Source organism: Alkaliphilus transvaalensis ATCC 700919, from assembly GCF_000621485.1.
Lineage (GTDB): Bacteria > Bacillota > Clostridia > Peptostreptococcales > Natronincolaceae > Alkaliphilus > Alkaliphilus transvaalensis.
Map to the genome: position 1 here is coordinate 23,097 of NZ_JHYF01000019.1, position 18,706 is coordinate 41,802.

The following is an 18,706-nucleotide window of genomic DNA, read 5'->3' on the forward strand; positions in this document are numbered from 1 at the left end:
GGTTAGTAAGTCAGAAAAAAAGGAGAAGATTTCGATGGAGAAGAAATTTGCCATCATTGATTTAGGGTCTAACTCTGTAAGAATGATAATAATGAAAATTTTTGATGATTATTCTTATAAAATGCTAGATGAAGTTAAGGAAATGGTTAGACTTAGTGAAGGTATGGGGGAAGAAATGACCCTAAAGGCAGCTGCCATGAAAAGAACAATTAAAGCACTAAATCTATTTAAAAAGTTAATAGAAGTTCATCAAGTAGATGAGACATTCTTAGTTGCTACGGCTGCTGTTAGAAATGCAGTTAATCAAGATCGTTTTCTAGAGAAGGTTAGAATGGAAACCAACTTAGAATTTGAAGTGATATCGGGAAAAAAAGAAGCCTACTATGCTTATCTAGGGGTGATTAACACAATAGATATAGATAACTGTGTTATTATAGATGTAGGTGGTGGCAGTACAGAAATAGCTTTAGTGGAAAATCGTAGAATAAAGCATGGGATTAGTTTCCCCTTTGGAGCGGTTATTTTAACTGAGAGATTTCTAGGCAAAACAGAGATCCCCCATTTAAAAATACAGCAATTGGAGAAGTATATTAAGAAGCAGCTTAGTCAGGTAGAATGGTTAAAAAAAGCAATAGGGTTACCAGTAGTAGGGTTAGGTGGAACGGTTAGAACCCTAGCAAAAATCAATAAAAATGAAATTAACTTCCCCCTCGTAAGTCTCCATAATTATCAAATTACCTACCATGAGATGTTGAGGGCCTACAAAAAGGTTGTAGAAGCTAAGTCCCATGAAAGAAAAAACATTAAAGGGGTTAATAAAGAAAGGTCAGACATCATTGTGGGGGGCTTGGTTCCAGTCAAGAGCTTATGTCACTACCTTAAGACAGACAAAATTATTATTAGTGGAAATGGCTTAAGGGAAGGCGTATTTTTTGAAAAATATATTAAAGAATGTTATCCAGGCAAAAAGCTATTCAGTAGCGTACTTAATCATAGTGTGTATAATACCTTAAGAAATTATGATGCAAATATAAAACATTGTTATCATATAAAAAAATTAGCCCTATCTATGTTTGACCAAACTACAGAACTTCACGGATTAGGGGAATCTGAAAGAAAGCTCCTATCTGTAGCAGCATTACTTCATGATATTGGTAACTATGTTGATCACTATAATCATCATAAACATGGATTTTATATTGTTTTGAATGCTAGACTAAACGGCCTTAGAAATAGAGAATTAGTCATTTGTGCCTTTATTGTTTTAATGCATCGAGAAGTTGATCTTAGTAAGGATTGGAGTCCTTATAAGATGCTAATTAATAAAAATGATTTTGAAGTAATTAAAAAGCTAAGTCTATTTGTCAATATTGCTGAGAAGTTAGACCGAGGTGAATATGGGGCTGTTAATGACATTCAGTGTGGAATAGAAGAAGATCATGTAAATATGAAGGTAAAGGTTCGAAGTCTAGCCGACTTAGAAATTGCTGCAGTCCAAAGTACTCAAAAGGACTTTAAGAAAATATTTGGAAAAAAATTAATCTTAAGTGTATAAAAAAATAAATTATTTTAAATAATGATAAAAGGTTTGCAATTTAGAGGCTAAAGTGATATAATTTTTTAATGTGAGAAAACAATTCTCTCTGTCCTGCGTAAAGCAGGGCCGTTAAGTCCAAAGGGAGGTGGAAAAGATGAACAAGTACGAATTAATGTACATTCTTAAGACTAGTGCAGAAGAAGAAAAAAGAACTCAACTTTTAGAAAAGTTTAAAGGAATCATTGAAACAGATGGTCAAGTTGAGAATGTTGATGAGTGGGGTAACAGAAGGTTAGCTTACGAAATTAGCAAAACAAATGAAGGTTACTACGTATTAGTAAACTTCAATGCTTCTGCAGATATTCCTAAAGAATTAGACAGAAATTTAAAGATTGCTGATGAAGTAATCAGACATATGATTACAAGAGTTGAAGCGTAATTAAAGGTGGTGTAACGATGAACAGTGTTGTATTAATCGGGCGTTTAGCTAGAGATCCAGAGTTACGTTTTACTACCAGCGGAAAAGCTGTTGCCACTTTTAGTGTTGCTGTAAATAGAACTTTTTCAAAGACAAAAGAAGCAGATTTTTTCAATATCGTAGTGTGGGGGAAAAGTGCTGAACATAGTGCCAACTACTTATCCAAAGGTCGCCTAGTGGGTATCCAAGGTAGACTACAAAGCCGATCCTACGAAACTCAAACCGGTGAAAAAAGATATGTAACTGAAGTGGTTGCAGACCAAGTAGAATTCCTTGAATGGGGAAATCGTGAAAATCAGTCACAACAACAATCCGGTGGTTCTTTTAATGACTTTAATTCAGCTGATATAGATCTAAATGATTTTGAAGCGGTTGATGACGACGAAGATATTCCATTCTAAGAAAAGGAGGGAAACTAATGATCAACAAGAGAAAGCGTAGAAGCAAAAAGAAGATTTGTACTTTCTGTGCCGATAAAGTAACTTCAATGGACTATAAAGAAGTTCAAAAGTTAAAGAAGTACATTACTGAGCGTGGTAAAATTTTACCAAGAAGAATTTCAGGAAACTGTGCAATTCATCAAAGAGAATTAACTCAAACTATTAAGAGAGCTAGACATATGGCTTTACTACCATATACAGTAGAATAGTATAATATATTCAGAGAAGTAGTGATCACTACTTCTCTTTTTGATTTTTTGATAAAAGATACACTCCAGTATAATACTTCATATTTTGTAGTCTATCTTTAATCAATTAGATAGGCTTTTTTCTGATCCATAGGAAACTAAAGGCATCATTTCAGCTTGAAAAAAATATAATATCCGCTTCCTAAGTTTAATATATATTCAGTAGACCAGTTTTATTATTTACTTAGGAGGAATAGAAAATGGGGATAAAAAGGTGTGTATTATTGTTAATAGCAGTTTTATTACTTACAACAACAATAGCTTTTGGACTAGAAGACAGAGAATACTTGAAGGTTAAAGCAGTAGTAGTTGAAGAAAGACAAGACCTACAAGAGGGAATAATTGTACAGCAGATCGAGGTTAAACTACTTGAGGGGAAATATAAAGGAAACACTTTAGCGTTTTCCCACGAGTTAATTGCAGGATCACAATATAACATACCTTTAAAGGAGAATATGAAGGTATATGTACAGTTAACCTTATTAGAAGGTAAATTGGTTAATGCAAGGTTTATGGATATTTCTAGGGAAGGGTATATCTATATTCTATTTGGATTATTTTTCTTTTTACTCATCATTTTTGGTGGAAAGACTGGGTTTAGGTCTTTTATTGCTCTTTTAATTACAGCCTTTGGTATTTTTAAAGTGTATATGCCCATGATTATAAAAGGATACAGCTTTATAACCTCAACAGTTTTAGTGTGTACTCTAATTATTATTGCAAGTTTTGTCTTAATTAGTGGCTTTAGCCGTAAAAGCTTAAGTGCAATTATAGGTACAATAGGAGGGACTGTATTATCGGGGGTACTGGCTTTATTTTTTGGTAATTTAATTCAACTTACGGGGGTATCAGATGAAACAATACAAATGCTTGTAGCCTATACAGATCTAAATATTGATTATAGAGGGTTACTATATAGTGGAATCACCATTGGTGTGCTTGGAGCTGTAATGGATGTTAGCATGACCATCACTTCAGTTATCTGTGAAATAAAGAAAAATAATAAAAAAGTATCCATCTCCTCTTTATTTTTTTCTGGACTATCGGTAGGTAGAGATATTATGGCTACAATGACAAATACGCTAATATTAGCTTATGCAGGGACATCTTTACCATTGCTATTTTTATTTTCCCTATCGGATATGCCATTAATTGAAATTATTAACTCTCAGTATATAGCTACAGAAATTCTTCGCTCCCTAAGTGGGAGTATAGGCCTAATTTTAACAATCCCTATTACATCCTTTATTGCATCCATCAATAGCTAAATTCCTTCTAAAGATAAGTATTAAATTTAAGAAGGGATTTTCCACCTATTACTAGAATAGTAATATTAGGTGAAAGAGGTGACAAAATGAAGAAATACGACCTTTTAATTCAGAGGGTATTAACCCTTGCAAAAGAGCTAGGAGTATACCTAATAGTCAGAATCCAAAATACAAAATCAAAGCACATTGTAGTTAATAATGGAAAAACTGAAGAAATGTACTATAATGAAGGTGGAGGAATTAGCTTTCAAGCTTTTACTAAGGCTGGTGGATGCGGTTTTGCAACTTCAGAAAAAATTGATGAAGATAGCAGTTTAAAAATGGTGAAGATTGCCACTGAAATAGCCGAAGAAATGGAAAAGAGAGGTGGAAAGCCTAATACCGAAATTTTTCAACAAGAACCAGTAGTAGAGTCCCGTTACAGCAACACTAAGTATCCCTTCGATTATTTGACCTTAGAAGAAGAAGAACGCCTTTTGGTGGAGTTTAATAGGGAAATTTTAAATAGTTATGGTAATGTAGCAATAGAGAGCCTCTATCGAAATGTGATGGATCATTGGAGGATTGTAAGAAGTGATGGGACAGATGTTTATTATGAGATTCCCCGTACGATTGTAGCCAATACCATCACCGCAAAGGGAAATCGTACAGCTTCAACAAGAGGGGCATTAAGTGGGAGTGATATCTCTATCCTACTAGATGAAGAGAAAAAACAGAAGCTCTATAAGCGTATCCAGCAATCATGTAATTTAGCTGTAGCACTATTAAGTGCTCCAAAGATAAAAAGTGGAAATTATAAAATTGTGTTAGATTATGCATTAGCTAAGGGATTGGCCCATGAAGCCTTTGGACATGCGGCAGAAAGTGATGGAATGAAGTTATCTATTTTAGCTGATGAGAAGGGACATTTTCGAGAAGGTGAATTAGTTGCTAGTCCTAGTGTTTCAATAATAGATGAATCTATAGAAGGTGACTATGCCTATCAGCCCTATAGTGCTAATGGAAGTAAGCGAGAAAGAACAGAAATTATTAAGGGTGGAATTTTAAAGGAAGCCCTTGCAGATATCTTTTCTGCAAAGGAAGCAGGCGTACAAGTTACAGGAGCAGGAAGAGTTGAAAGTTATAGACATTTACCGCTACCAAGGATGTCTAATATTAGGATAGAAGTGGAGGGGGCAATCCCTTTAGATAAAGACTTTGAGGATGTAACACCTCAAGAACTGTATCAAATCCTTCTAAAAAATAACTATATTAAACCAGAAGAAGAAGTTCTTTATTTAGTTGGCTATAAAGGTGGGCAGGTCAAATCAAGCCAAGGAGAGTTTGTTTTTAATTGTAGTGGAATCTATCGATTAGGTGAAGAATGTACCCTGTATCAACCAGCAATCTTTAGTGGGAAAGTTCTTTCAGCTCTTAAGTCAATTAAAGCAGGAGTAGGCCCTTTATTATTAGATGCTCAGGGTTCTTGTGGAAAAGCAGGTCAAAATGTACCTTCTAGTGGAGGGTCCCACTATTTTATCCTGTTAGAATCCAATAAAGACGTAATAATAGGGGGCGAATAGCAGTATGGATTATGTAAGACAGCTAGAAAACCAGTTGAAGGAATACATGTGTAAGGAGCGGGAAAACCTACAGATAAAAGGATGGTATTTTGGAATAAACGAAAGTGTTTCCATTAAAGCAGGAGTTAAGAACAATCATTTGGGAGGAGTCTATAGTAGTCCAAAGGCAGAAGAAGCTATGCGGGGTAAACTATCAATAATATGGCAGGATAATCGTAGAAGTATTGTTTCTTTAGATAGTACGACTCCACAACAGTTTAAAGGGCTAATAGATACTTGGAGAAGATCATCCTATAGGGATGAGCAGGCAGCAATGATCTATAAAGCAGATGACTACCCAGAGGTTAATTTATTTGATGAAGAGATATATAAGCTCGTACATGAAGATAAGTCTTTCATTTTTGATACGTTGGAACAATATGTTAAAGAACTAGTAGACAAAGGGATTAAGCATGTCAATGCTTCAGTAAGTGCTAGTTCCTATCATCACCATATTCGAAATTCCCTGGGGTTAGAAATTTCTAATAAAGCGACATCCTTTTCAACATATGTTTATGGAGATGAGACCTTTGGTAGTTCATATCTCCGTAGAAGGTTAATTAATCAAAGAGAATTAGAACATTTGATCAATTATACTGCATCTAACGTTAATCAGTTGAGGGATAGAGGGGTTATTGAAGATGGAGAAAAGGAAGTACTTTTACTTCCCCATGTTGCAGAGGCTTTTATAGGAAATTATTTATTAAATAATTTTAAAGGAAGTCAGATTTATAACAATCGTTCAGCATTCTCAAAGGACGACTTTCAAAACAATAAATCCATCATGAAGGAAGATTTCTATCTTACCCTTGATACAACTAAGGATTTTGGACAAGGCTCCTATATATCTACCTACGAGGGAGTACCAGGAGGAGTAGTTAATTTAGTGGAAAAGGGCAAGATACAGTCTCCTATTCTAGATCTAAAATACAGTAATTTAATGGATTTAAAACCAACGCCCCTACCAGCAGGAAGGGGAAGTAGTAGACTGTATTCTGTTAATATGAAAACATTTGAAGAATTGATAGAGCAGATAGAGGACGGGATTATCGTATGTGACCTGTTGGGAATGCATACACAAGACCCTACAAGCGGCAACTATTCTTTAACCGCACCTAATTGTATTCGAGTTAGAAAAGGAGAAATAATAGGCGCATGTAAAGCCGTTATTTCTGGCAATTTTTTTGAAAATATAAAACAACCAACTACAGAGCTGGGTCTTTTACCCTATGAAGACCAACCATGTATTTTAATGAGATCAAAAATAACAGGAGAGAAATAAGGAGGCTCAATTCATGAGTTATGTATTGGCAGGCAATAAGATGTTTGATAGTCAAGAAATCTTAAATAAAATAAAAGAAAAATATACCTTTAAAATGATAAAGGATATTTCAGGAGGATCAAAAAGGGATGATACTCTTGTTTATCAAGTAATACAAGATGTAGGAAACTTAAAGGAGGAAATATTAATAGACTCCGTTGAACCAATAGAACAAGAGGACTTAGTAGATGAACTAATGAATCTTGCTGATGAGAAAATCTCATTAATAGAAGAAGTGATACCAGAGGTTTTCAAAAGCTATGGATATTCTTATCATTATGATGCAGATCAAGAGGAAATAAAAAGTCTATTTATTGCTGTTGATCAATCAGTTGGAGACTTAAGACTATCTGATATAGCAGATAGAATTTTAAGATCCATTGATTAAATAAAGTTTGGTAAACATCCCTAAAAGCGCAGGGATGTTTACTAAAATTAAAATTTAAAAGGGGGAATTTTTTTATGGCAACACCACTATTGGAAATCTATGAAAGAGAAACTGTAGGTAAAAACTGTGTTGCGAAGGAAAGAAGACAAGGAAAGGTTCCAGCTATTGTTTATAGCAAGGGAAATGAAACAAAGCTAGTTTTTTTACCAGAAAGGGAATTTGAAAAAATATTGTCTAAGTATGGAAGTAGCACCCGATTAGCATTAAATTTAGAAGGCAATAAAACCTTCGCAGTTATTAAAGAAATACAAAGAGATACCCTAAAGCATAACCTACTTCATGTAGATCTACAAACCTTAAATGAAAATCAAAAGATAAAGCTTACTCTTCCAATTCATCTAATCAATAAAGAGTCTGTTGAGAGCAACAGCGAAATCATCCAGAGTCATTATAACGAAATCGACATTAATACTTACCCCAAATATATTCCCGACAGAATAGAAGCAGATGCTAAATTGTTAAAAAGTAAAAGCTCAATTACAGTAGGAGATTTAAATATAGCAAAAAATGATAATATTGAGCTGGGTCTAGACTTAAGTACCGCTATTGCCAATTTAGTATATGTAGGCAAGAAAGAAGAACCACTAGAAGAAGAAATATAAAAAATCAAAGCACCTCTCCTAAAACCAATTTATACCAAGTTAAGTATAAAAAACTTGGAACTGGAAATAATCCATTAATAAATTGAAGAGGAGAGGTGTTTTTTGATGCAATCAATTACAAGCGAATTACGGAATAACGTTGGAAAGAATGATAGTCATCGTTTAAGATTTGATGGCTATATCCCATCAGTAATCTATGGAAAAGGTATGAACACATTACCTGTAAAAATTGATAAAAGAGAAATGGATACATTAGTAAGAAATTATGGCTCTAACGGAATTATTCAAATTAATATTGGTGGAGAAGAGCATACCGTACTAATCAAGGAAGTTCAAAGAGACCCTGTAACAAAAGAAATTATTCATGTAGATATGCAAAAAGTAAGTTACGACCAAAGAATCCATGTGAAAGTACCAATCGTATTAGTGGGTAAGCGGAATGTAGAGAAAAGTGGAATCATTTTACAACAGCAGCTCAAGGATGTAGAAGTAGAATGCTTTGCTGGCAGTATTCCAAAAAAATTAGAATTTGATATATCTAATTTTACAATCGGAGACACTTTAAAGGTAGCAGATATGGAATTTAGTGAAGAATTTTCAATAATTGCAGACCCCCAATCTGTTATAGCATCAGTGGCAACGGCGGAGAAGACAGTTGATGAAGTGGTAGAAGAATAGGCTATTTGTAATAAAGGGCATCACAAAGGGCATCACCTACAATTATGGGTGATGCCTTTAATGGCTTCTAAGACTTATACTAAGACCCCTAGAACTTTTCCTAGATTCAAATAAATTACTAAAAGTCCTCTTTAGAATGTATGAGTAATATTTATTTAGATAAAATATAGAATATGTAGACAACCATAATGTTAAAGTGGTATAAAGGATAATGTTACTATTGGGATTAATGACCTTCTAACTAATTAAAATGAAAAGGTTCTTTACATACGATAGGGGGGTATAGTATATTATAATAAAGGAGGCGATAATTGATGGAAGACGGTAAGCTAGGACGAAATAATTATAAGGTAGCATCGGAAGAATCAATAAAGATTCAAAAATCTATTATAGATCGTTTAAGCAGGGTAGAAGGTCAGGTTAGAGGCATCAAAAACATGATAGAAAATGGTAGCTACTGTAATGATGTTATTAATCAGATTGAGGCCTCTCGTTCAGCCCTTAGTTCCATTGCTTTAATCTTAATGGAAGGGCATCTAAAAAATTGTATAGCAGATCAGATTAAAAAAGGTGATGAGAGTGCAATTGAAGAAGTAATGAAAACTGTAAAGAAGTTGATGAAATAATTAAATTTAAAACAATTGAGATTATTGCTTTATCTAAGTTTACCTAAGTAAAATGCTAAGGCATACAGTGATCTCGGTTAATATAGGTTTAAATAAAAATTAAGGAGGGAATTTTATGAAAAAGAAAATAATGATAGAAGGGATGTCTTGCGGACATTGTTCAAATCATGTAAAAGATGCACTAATGGAACTTGAAGAAGTAAAGGAAGTTACTGTAGATCTAGCTGGGAAAAATGCAGTAGTAGAATTATCTCAAGAAGTAACCGATGAAGTTTTAAAGGAAGTTATTGAAGAAGCGGGTTATGATTTTCAAGGGGTAGCAGGTTTATAGATAATAGTTGGGTTTTGTAGAGTTGTAATTTATTTATGATAGATATTTACAATAGATATAACAAAATGGAGATCCTTTGGGGTCTCCATTTTGATTAAAGGAATAATAATTCAACAGATATAGTGTTTAATGATATCAACGACTGAGTAAAAATATATTAACCTTAGTAAAATATAATATCCTTTAAAATAATCTTATCGATTCATCATTCTTCTATAATTCTCAACATTCTTTAAATGCTCCTGATAGGTTTTACCAAATACATGTCCATTCTCACCTAACACATAATAAAGATAGTCATGTTCTTCTGGGTATAAAGCAGCATGAATCGATGACTTGCTTGGTGCTGCTATAGGGCCTGGTGGAAGGCCTCCTACTAAATAGGTATTAAAAGGATTTTGCTCTTCAAGATGAGCATAAAGTACTCGGGTTATGTGCTCTTTTCCTTCACCTATACCGTAGATAACAGTGGCATCAATTTGTAATAACATATTAATCTTCATTCGATTATAAATAACTCCGCTGATGGTGGCCTTTTCATCATTGTGATAGGCTTCCCTTTCAATTAATGAGGCTAACGTCAAAATTTCGTGAACTGAAAGCCCTAGTTCTTCAGCCCTTGCGTGATACTCTGGTGTAAATAAGTCCTCCATTGTCTTAGCTAAACGTCTTATAACATCTTGAGGGGTACTGCTTTCAGTAAAGTGGTAAGTGTCAGGATATAAATAACCTTCAAGATTAAAATATAAATCAGCTGTATCAAAAGAGAAATCTTGTTCATCAAAGTAAGCATCAGCTACTTCTAAAAACTCTTCAATTGTTGAAATACCAGTAGACTCAACTCTTTCGGCTATTTGATAAAGGGTAAAGCCCTCAGGTATAGTTAGTACGATTGGGGCCTCTGCGTTACCCTTAATAAGTAAATCAAAAATTTCATCCATAGTAATATTTGGTGATAAAACATATGTGCCAGGTTTGATGTGGCGGTCCACTTGAGCATTTTTTGCTTGATGTTTAAACCATAGTTTACTTCTTATGACGCCGTTATCATACAACAAGTCCGTAACATAATTCATAGTAGCCCCTCTTGGAATAACAATCTCTAATGGTTCATCTACTGAAGCTACTGAAAGGTAGGATGGAAGTAAAAAAAAGGCGGCAATAGAAGTTACTATAATTAAACATATAAGCATGTAAATGGTTTTCTTCATAATAAATCCCCCGTTAGTCGAACATATTTATCTTCTATTTATTTTACCATTAGAGTAGAAAAAATGCTAATATTCATTTAAGGAAATAATTACTTAGGAAAATAGTCTTCATAAATAGTAACTTGGCTGTTGAAATTGAGAAATAAATAATATCACAGATTAGTTTAGCTCATTAATGTAATTGTAATTTTCTACAATTAGAATAAAATTAGTATTATCATTAACAAGGGATTTTAATAAAGATATAGAAGATAAAAGAAGGCGATAAAAAGGAGTGAAGGTTATGAAGGATAGATATATGAAACAGGTAAATTTTAAAGGGATAGGGATAGAAGGACAAGAGAAATTAAATCAATCGAAGGTTCTAATAGTGGGATGCGGGGCTTTAGGTACGGTTGTAGCCAACAGCCTTGCTAGGACAGGCGTAGGTACCTTACGCATCGTCGATCGTGATTTTGTAGAGTTAAGTAACCTTCATAGACAAATTTTGTTTGATGAGGCTGATGCAGAAAATAGTATACCAAAGGCAGAAGCAGCAAAGGACAAATTGGAAAAAATAAATTCTGACATTAAAATTGAAGCCATCGTTAAAGATGTTAATAGTATCACGATAGAAAAAATGATTGATGGAATTGATTTGATCATAGATTGTACCGACAACTTTAAAACAAGATACCTCATTAATGATGTGGCATTTAACCATGGTATTCCATGGATCTATGGTGGTGCGGTGGGTAGTACAGGAGCAATAAAGGTTTTTATTCCAAATGAAACTGGTTGTTTAAGATGCATGATGGATACCCCACCATCAGCCGGCAGTATAACAACTTGTGATGTTGCAGGAGTAATCAATACAGCTACGGGGATTGTAGGAATGTATCAATCTAATGAAGCAATTAAATATTTAACGGAAAACTATCAAGAAGTAGAAAATCGTATGATCTACTTAGATTTGTGGGACAATGAGTTTCAGACGATGAAGTTAACGAAAAGAGAAAATTGTAGCTGCTGTGGAAAAAAAGAATATCAGTATCTTAATAATAAAATGCCAGAAGCTGTTCACATATGTGGAAATAATAGCGTTCAGGTTGACCCAAATAATAGTAAAGGGACAATATCCCTTAAAATTATATATGATAGGTTAGAGAACGCAGGTGTTGAGGTGAAACTTTCTCCCTTTTTATTAACTGCAAAAGTTGAAGGATACGAAATAAAACTTTTTGATGATGGTAGAGCCATAATAAAAAATGCAAAAACCATTGAAGAAGCTAAAGGTCTTTATGCAAAATATATAGGCTATTAATGGCTGAAATTCAACATAGAAGATTACTAAACTTGTCACAGTACCGACACAATAAATGGATATGATAAGCTTGTAAAGATTTTAAAATACATAGGATGATAGCTTATGTATTTCAAATCTTTAAGAGTAAGCTTTAAAAAATAATCTAATTGGAGGGATACTATGATAAGAAGAAATACTAGAGTTGCAGTTATCGCTTTGGGATTAATTGCCCTTATGGGGTCTGCAAGCTTTGCATCTTCAGAAGAAGTTACTGTGAGAGAAAGATTTTTGGGTTTTCGAGAAAGAATAGCATCTTTTGAAAGAAAGATACAGAACACAGACCTTACAAAAGAAGAGTGGTTAGAGGAAAAGAAAATAGATTTTGAAAATAAAAGAGAAGAAATGTTGGAACATAAGTTTCAATTAATTGATGAAAAAGTAAAAGCTGGAGATATGACAGAAGAAGAGGCAGCGGCTCTAAAAGAAAAGATACAAGAAAGAATGGAAAACTTTGAAGGTAGGGGTAGAGGGTTTAGAAAAATACAAGGAAATAGAAGGATAAATGAAAATTGTATAAGGGATTTAGACGAAAGTGGTAAAGAAATTTAGATAAAGGACCTAGAAAAGAAAGAATCAATTTGCCTTAGGGTAGACTAATTGGATATAATAAAAACACCATATCTTTGGTGTTTTTATTTATTTTGAATAGAGGTGACAAATATGGTAGGTGCAAATATATTGCTAGTGGAAGATGAAGAGAAACTGAGAAAGTTGGTTTCAACCTATTTAAAAAGGGAAATGGTTAATGTCTATGAAGCGGCAGACGGTGAAGAAGCCCTACGGTTATGGAATGAAAAATCAATTAATATGGTTATTTTAGATGTTATGTTACCCCACTATGATGGGTGGGCAATATGTAAGCGGATTCGAGAAACCAGTAATGTACCAATTTTAATGCTAACTGCCCGTGGAGAAGAGAGCGACAAGCTTTTTGGATTTGAATTGGGAGCCGACGACTATATGACAAAGCCCTTTAGTGTAAAGGAGTTAGTAGCTAGAGTTAAAGCCCTTTTAAAGCGTAGTCAGCAGCAGGTATCTACAGAGATGGTCTTTATTGATGATATTAAAGTAGACAAAAAATCCCATCAAGCCTTTTTAAATAATGAGCTACTTCAATTGAGTCCTAAAGAATATGATCTACTACTTTATTTTATCCACAATCAAAACAAAGCCCTTACAAGAGAATTGCTTTTAGATGGCGTATGGGGATATGATTATTATGGAGACTTAAGAACGGTAGATACCCACGTAAAAAGATTAAGACAGAAGCTTAAAGAAAGTGGAAAGAGAATTGTAACCGTTAGGGGTGTGGGATACCGTTTTGAGGTGAAGGAATAATGAAAAAAACAATTTTTTCAAAGCTATTTATATTATTTATTGCGTTTTCCTTTGCAATAGTGGGGTTGCTTTGGTTTTTACAAGCTAATTTCTTTACAGACTTTTATGAAGGGCAAAAAATTAATCAAATGAAGCTTTATGTCGAGGAAATCGAGGATCAAATAAAGAAAGAGGGTTTTTCCTATGGAACCCAAGAAAATATTAATGACGTTGCATCTATTTTAAATGGTAGTATAAGAATTATGGATGCTAGAGGACGCTTAGTTTACCAAACGGGTACAATTATGGGAATCACAAGAGTTCAAGCTGTTCCAGGAGAAATATGGGAGCGGGTATATCGAGGAGAAGGTATAATTTATAAACTACCGGGTGATATGAGAAGGTTAGATACATTAGCCTTAATTAGACCTATTGACAACCACAACTACTATATCATACTACAAACACCTATACAGCCTATTGAGGAAGCTATCTCAATAGCACAACAGTTTAATCTTTATATTCTAATGGGCGGATTAATTTTAGCAATGATTTTATCATTGGTTTTTTCTAAAACCATAACAAGTCCTTTAATTAAATTAAATAAGGTAGTAAGGGAGATGGGAGATCTTAATTTTGATAGCCAGTGGGACGACCCACGGCAGGATGAAATTGGACAGCTAGGTGAAACCTTCAATTTTTTATCAAATGAGCTAAAAATAACCTTTAATGAGCTCCAAGAAGAATTAAATAAAGAAAAGAATTTAGATAAGATGAGAAAGCAGTTTGTAGCCCGTGTATCCCACGAATTACAGACTCCCATCGCACTAATTCAAGGTTATACAGAAGCGTTACAGGATGGTGTAGCAACAAATGAGGAAGAAAAAGAAGAGTACTATCATATTATAGAAGAAGAAATAGATAGAATGAGTACAATGGTAAAGGATTTATTAGATTTAAGTCAATTAGAATCGGGAAACTTTAAGGTGGATGTAGAGCTATTTGAAATAGCCATTTTAATAGATCGACTTTTATTTAAATTTGATGTATTAGTGAAGGAGAAATCAATTCACTTGCAAATAAAAGGTGATTTGGGAGAAACCACTGTTCTAGGAGATGAGTACAGAATAGAGCAAGTGTTAAGTAATCTAATTCAAAATGCAATTAGTCATACAGGAAATGAAGGAAAAATAGAAATATCCTTAAAGGATTTAGGAGAAAGAATTTGGATCGGAGTCTTCAATGAAGGGCCTGCAATAAAAGAAGATGACTTAAGTTATATTTGGGAGAGCTTTTATAAAGAGAAGGATAAAAAAATAGGTACTGGGTTAGGTCTTGCTATTGTAAGAAGTGTTCTCGAGCTGCACGGAAGTCAATATGGGGTAGAAAATGTTGAAGGAGGGGTTCTATTTTTCTTTGATATAAAGAAAAGTAATACTTAGTATTAGGAGGCAAAACAATGAAGGTCGATTTAATAAAAAGAATAACCAAGATAGCAATTGTTTTAATAGTAATAACCCTATTATTACGATATGGTGGGGCAATACAACACCGAGTAGATATTGATAAAATACAGGCCTTTGTTGAATCTTTTGGCATATGGGGGGTATTGGTATTTATAATATTTGCAGCTCTAAGACCCTTCCTATTCATTCCTAGTGCCATAACATTTGTTTTGGGGGGCGTTATTTTTGGAACTTTACTTGGAAGTCTAGTTAGTCTTATAGGACTTTTAGCGGGTTCTAGTTTATGTTATCTATTAGCAAGTAAGTTTCAAGGGGTTTTTTCAAAGTTTGTTGGGGATAAATATATTGCAAAGTTAGAGAAAATCAAAGAAAAAGATGCAATAAAGACATTATTTATGATGAGGGTAACCCCTGGGTTTCCCATCGATCCTGTTAGTTATGGTGCGGGTTTAACTGGAATAAATTATTATGACTTTTTCTTAGGTACCCTATTGGGTATCGGACCAAAGGTTTTCCTTTATACATTTTTAGGGGACGGAATAGAAGACCTAGTATCTATTCGGACAATAGGGGTCTTTATTGTTTTATTTTTGTTTGCCCTGTTACCTATTTTTGTTAAGAAGAGTAAGTTAGAATAGGCTAAAAAGGTATTTTCATAAACATGTGGAGCCAATAGAAGTAAAATAAATAATGATGAAGTAAAAAATAACCTCTACAACTAGTAGGGGTTTTATTACTAATTATGCTATTTTTGCTTAGGAATTTATAACCCTTCAAAATGGGACTTTAGTCCTGATGGCCTGAAAGCTAGTAATTTCAATATGAAAAAAGCAAAATGTCAGAACATGTCGAATTTTGAGGGTAATAAATACCAATTATGGAAGGATAATAAAAAAATTTGACGAAGTTAGGAAATTATAACATAAAAAACACAAAGTTCAAAAATATGGTTAAAAGAGTATTTAAGTGGATAAATAGATAAAAATGTATAGACTAGTGCAAACAAAGGCCTATATACAGATAACAATTTGTTTATGCATTGCATATACATTTAAATTACAATAAATCAAAACTAGGAGGAATTACTATGGAATTAGCCTTCTTTAGTTTACTACTCTTATGTTCCATATACGATATTAGGAAAAGAATTATCCCAAATAACATAATCCTTGGAATTTTAATGTTAGGATTATTCAGACTGATAGTTAGTGCTATGGACATTGGTTCATTATGGGGATTTTTTATACCAGCCTTTCCTCTTTTAGTTGTAAAGTTTTTTAATCCAAAATATATTGGAGCAGGTGATATTAAATTACTTATGGCTATTGGTGTATGGGTAGGTTATAAAAGTAATATTTTAGTATATATCTTGGCCTGTACTTTAGCTCTGGTTTGGGCCCTTCTTCATATAACACTAAAAAAACAAATAAAAACCGTACCCTTTGCTCCATTTATAACAGTTGCTGTGGCTATTACAGTGGCTATGATATAAGATACAAGATGTACTTTAAAAGATAGGTAAAAAATGAAAACGGTAGGTGATGATATGAGAACCCTTCTAATTGCAGGTGTAAAACATGAAATTGTTAAAAATTATTTAAATAAAAAGGTTGATGTAGTCAATACAAAGGAGCTCTCCCTTAATTCTGCGGCAGACTTTATACTTGAGACTGGTATAGTCTTCGATAACATATTGGTTTTAAAGGACGCAGTACCAAACCAAGATTATAATATGATAGATACTTTTACAGAATTATTTACTTTATTAGAAACAAAGTATAATGGACTACCAACAATAGTATTTCTTAGTAATGATCCTATTCAAGGGAAAAAAATAAATAATATCAGCAAAAGATATTCAATGTTTCATTTATTAATTTATGATGAGACGAGGCTACCTAGTATTGCCTATCATAAAGCCTTAGAAGTAATAAACGATAGGCAAAAGGGAAGTAGCCAACAAAAAAATCTAAAAAAGGCACCAAATAATGAATCAATAGATAAAGAAAAGAAATCATCATTTTTTGATCGTTTTAGAAAGAAAGCTAAGGATGACACTTCAGTTGAAGCCAGAGATAGTCTATCAAAGGAAATAGAAAAGATAAGTAAAGGAATAAGTAGAGTAGTGGCGATTACTGGACATAGAGGAATGGGTTTAACCAGCACTGTAGTGAATGTGGCATATGAAGCAAATAAAAGAGGGTTAAGTACAATTATAGTTGATCTAGATATAGATTATCGTAGTACTAATATGTATTTTAATGGGTTTTACGAGTTTTCCCAAGAGGACGAAGATATTAGTGCATCACTAATAAGAACATTAGCAAAACCTCAAGACTACCAAACCACTGCTTATCAAGTTAAGGATGACTTGTGGTTAACTTCGCTGTCCTACCAATTTGATGATAAAAGATTAATTCAACAACTTTATTCTTGTAATAGATTGATTGGGCTAATTTCTGTATTAAGGCAAAAATTTAATCTTGTGATTGTAGATTTACCTATGGACCTACTGAAGGAATTTCAAGAGGCCTTAATCCATATAGATGTTTTTGGCTTATGTGTGCCTAATAACTTACATGGAATATTTAATACTCTAAAAAATATTGAGAATGTATTAGATGATCAACAAATTACTTATTTAAATGCTAAAACAAAGGTTATTGTAACTAAGTATAATGACAGGGCTAAATTCCAAGGAGAGATTTTCACAGCAGAAAAAGTTTGTGAAGTCCTTACTTCAGATCTATCTGAAAACTTCAATATAGATACACCTTTAGCCGGTTTTGTACCCTATAGCCCTAACTTTGATGAGCAAATAGAGAGTGATATTCCTATTGTAAATAGTACTGGTGAGTACACAAGTGCCTATGCCAATATACTTTTAAGATTGATGGAAGGAGTTAAGTAAAAGTGAAACTAAATACGGTAAAAAATATAGCCCCAAATAAAAATCTATTTAAAAAAATTGCAACACTATTAATCAGTATTACAGTAATCATTATTTCTTTTATTGTACTTACTAATGCCGATAAAGCTGCTAAAGACACAGTGTCGGTTATTAGAATAAAGGCAAGTGAAGGGTTACCTGCTTATTCTATGATAACTGAGGACAATATTGAAAAGTATAGCATCATTAGAAAAGAATACAACAAGGATATGATATTAGCCGAGGATATAGAAGATGCATTAAATAAATATAACCAATATTTCTTAAGAGATAAAAGTATTATACATAAGGATCAAATTACTGATGTAAGACCTAAAATAAATGAATGGTTATATGAATTAGATGATGAATACGAAATTTTAATTCTTCCCTTCAATAACGTTGAGCTGGGAGGAAGTATATTAAAGCCAGGCGACCAAGTAAGGATCAGGGTATCCTATGAATCCGATGAAGAAGATACCGATACTGCCAATGACTTTGATGACTTTAACCCTAATTTGGGGAATCAAAGTAATAACAAGCGAAACATCAAGACGGATATGCTTTTTGAAAGTATTGAGATTATAGACATGCTTAATGCTAATAACTACTCAATATATGAGATGTATAAAGACATTCTTAACCTTAGCGAAGACGAAAGACATGAAATTATGCAAAGTGAAGATTTTATCAAGAATACCCAGCCTAGAGCATTAGTTCTAAAAGGAAGTAGAGAACAAATAGACACTTATGCATCATATATAACCCATACTAACAACACTTTTTTAATTACCATTTTAAGTAGGCGTACTAGTGGTGTGTTAATAGATCAATTTCCAGGAAATCGTTAGGGGAGGGTG

At 33.4% G+C, this 18,706-nt stretch carries 21 protein-coding genes; 20 read left to right on the forward strand and 1 reads right to left on the reverse strand.

The annotated features are described in order from the left end of the window. Positions 1-34: 34 nt before the first annotated feature. The 12 genes from ppx to T335_RS0113955 all read left to right on the forward strand — a co-directional run bounded on the left by ppx (position 35) and on the right by T335_RS0113955 (position 9,578). The gene (gene ppx / locus T335_RS0113900) at positions 35-1,555 is read left to right on the forward strand and encodes an exopolyphosphatase (protein ID WP_026478083.1); all 1,521 of its coding nucleotides are present in this window, start codon (positions 35-37) and stop codon (positions 1,553-1,555) included. A 136-nt stretch (positions 1,556-1,691) separates the two neighbouring features. Next, positions 1,692-1,976: a 30S ribosomal protein S6 gene (gene rpsF / locus T335_RS0113905; protein WP_026478084.1), complete on the forward strand. Its 285-nt coding sequence runs from the start codon at positions 1,692-1,694 to the stop codon at positions 1,974-1,976. A gap of 17 nt (positions 1,977-1,993) precedes the next feature. Continuing rightward, on the forward strand, positions 1,994-2,416 hold the full coding sequence (locus T335_RS0113910) for a single-stranded DNA-binding protein (protein ID WP_026478085.1): 423 nt from the start codon (positions 1,994-1,996) through the stop codon (positions 2,414-2,416). Between the two features lie 17 nt (positions 2,417-2,433). Further along, entirely contained in the window at positions 2,434-2,664 is a 231-nt protein-coding gene (rpsR, locus tag T335_RS0113915; protein WP_026478086.1) for a 30S ribosomal protein S18, read from the forward strand. Between the two features lie 239 nt (positions 2,665-2,903). Further along, complete coding sequence (locus T335_RS0113920) at positions 2,904-3,971, forward strand: YibE/F family protein (protein ID WP_026478087.1); 1,068 nt, start codon at positions 2,904-2,906, stop codon at positions 3,969-3,971. An 86-nt stretch (positions 3,972-4,057) separates the two neighbouring features. Continuing rightward, positions 4,058-5,533: a TldD/PmbA family protein gene (locus T335_RS0113925; RefSeq protein WP_026478088.1), complete on the forward strand. Its 1,476-nt coding sequence runs from the start codon at positions 4,058-4,060 to the stop codon at positions 5,531-5,533. A 4-nt stretch (positions 5,534-5,537) separates the two neighbouring features. Then, a complete protein-coding gene (locus T335_RS0113930; protein WP_026478089.1) occupies positions 5,538-6,854 on the forward strand; it encodes a metallopeptidase TldD-related protein in 1,317 nt (438 codons plus the stop codon). 13 nt (positions 6,855-6,867) lie between these two features. Further along, entirely contained in the window at positions 6,868-7,281 is a 414-nt protein-coding gene (locus tag T335_RS0113935; RefSeq protein ID WP_026478090.1) for a hypothetical protein, read from the forward strand. A 74-nt stretch (positions 7,282-7,355) separates the two neighbouring features. Next, positions 7,356-7,943 (forward strand): 50S ribosomal protein L25, encoded by a 588-nt coding sequence (locus T335_RS0113940; protein WP_026478091.1) that lies wholly within the window; start codon positions 7,356-7,358, stop codon positions 7,941-7,943. Positions 7,944-8,048: 105 nt separating this feature from the next. After that, positions 8,049-8,621 (forward strand): 50S ribosomal protein L25, encoded by a 573-nt coding sequence (locus tag T335_RS20825; protein ID WP_051569328.1) that lies wholly within the window; start codon positions 8,049-8,051, stop codon positions 8,619-8,621. Between the two features lie 314 nt (positions 8,622-8,935). Next, complete coding sequence (locus T335_RS0113950; RefSeq protein ID WP_026478092.1) at positions 8,936-9,247, forward strand: metal-sensitive transcriptional regulator; 312 nt, start codon at positions 8,936-8,938, stop codon at positions 9,245-9,247. Positions 9,248-9,362: 115 nt separating this feature from the next. After that, on the forward strand, positions 9,363-9,578 hold the full coding sequence (locus tag T335_RS0113955; protein ID WP_026478093.1) for a heavy-metal-associated domain-containing protein: 216 nt from the start codon (positions 9,363-9,365) through the stop codon (positions 9,576-9,578). 194 nt (positions 9,579-9,772) lie between these two features. Here the strand turns inward: T335_RS0113955 and mltG are convergent, their stop codons facing one another. Then, on the reverse strand, positions 9,773-10,789 hold the full coding sequence (gene mltG / locus T335_RS0113960) for an endolytic transglycosylase MltG (protein WP_026478094.1): 1,017 nt from the start codon (positions 10,787-10,789) through the stop codon (positions 9,773-9,775). A 283-nt stretch (positions 10,790-11,072) separates the two neighbouring features. Here mltG and T335_RS0113965 point away from each other — a divergent pair, with 283 nt between their 5' ends. From T335_RS0113965 to T335_RS20835, 8 genes are all read left to right on the forward strand, one after another. Further along, positions 11,073-12,092 (forward strand): ThiF family adenylyltransferase, encoded by a 1,020-nt coding sequence (locus tag T335_RS0113965; protein WP_026478095.1) that lies wholly within the window; start codon positions 11,073-11,075, stop codon positions 12,090-12,092. Positions 12,093-12,254: 162 nt separating this feature from the next. Then, entirely contained in the window at positions 12,255-12,683 is a 429-nt protein-coding gene (locus tag T335_RS0113970) for a DUF2680 domain-containing protein (protein WP_026478096.1), read from the forward strand. Between the two features lie 111 nt (positions 12,684-12,794). Further along, positions 12,795-13,472, forward strand: a complete 678-nt coding sequence (locus T335_RS0113975) for a response regulator transcription factor (RefSeq protein WP_026478097.1) — start codon at positions 12,795-12,797, stop codon at positions 13,470-13,472. Continuing rightward, positions 13,472-14,893: a sensor histidine kinase gene (locus T335_RS0113980; RefSeq protein ID WP_026478098.1), complete on the forward strand. Its 1,422-nt coding sequence runs from the start codon at positions 13,472-13,474 to the stop codon at positions 14,891-14,893. The genes T335_RS0113975 and T335_RS0113980 overlap by 1 nt, the downstream gene beginning before the upstream one ends. Before the next feature lie 17 nt (positions 14,894-14,910). Then, entirely contained in the window at positions 14,911-15,555 is a 645-nt protein-coding gene (locus T335_RS0113985) for a TVP38/TMEM64 family protein (protein WP_026478099.1), read from the forward strand. Positions 15,556-16,004: 449 nt separating this feature from the next. Continuing rightward, positions 16,005-16,409 (forward strand): prepilin peptidase, encoded by a 405-nt coding sequence (locus T335_RS21715; protein WP_051569329.1) that lies wholly within the window; start codon positions 16,005-16,007, stop codon positions 16,407-16,409. A gap of 33 nt (positions 16,410-16,442) precedes the next feature. After that, entirely contained in the window at positions 16,443-17,828 is a 1,386-nt protein-coding gene (locus tag T335_RS0113995) for a nucleotide-binding protein (protein WP_026478100.1), read from the forward strand. Positions 17,829-17,830: 2 nt separating this feature from the next. Continuing rightward, complete coding sequence (locus T335_RS20835; protein ID WP_051569330.1) at positions 17,831-18,697, forward strand: hypothetical protein; 867 nt, start codon at positions 17,831-17,833, stop codon at positions 18,695-18,697. The last annotated feature ends 9 nt before the right edge of the window (positions 18,698-18,706 follow it).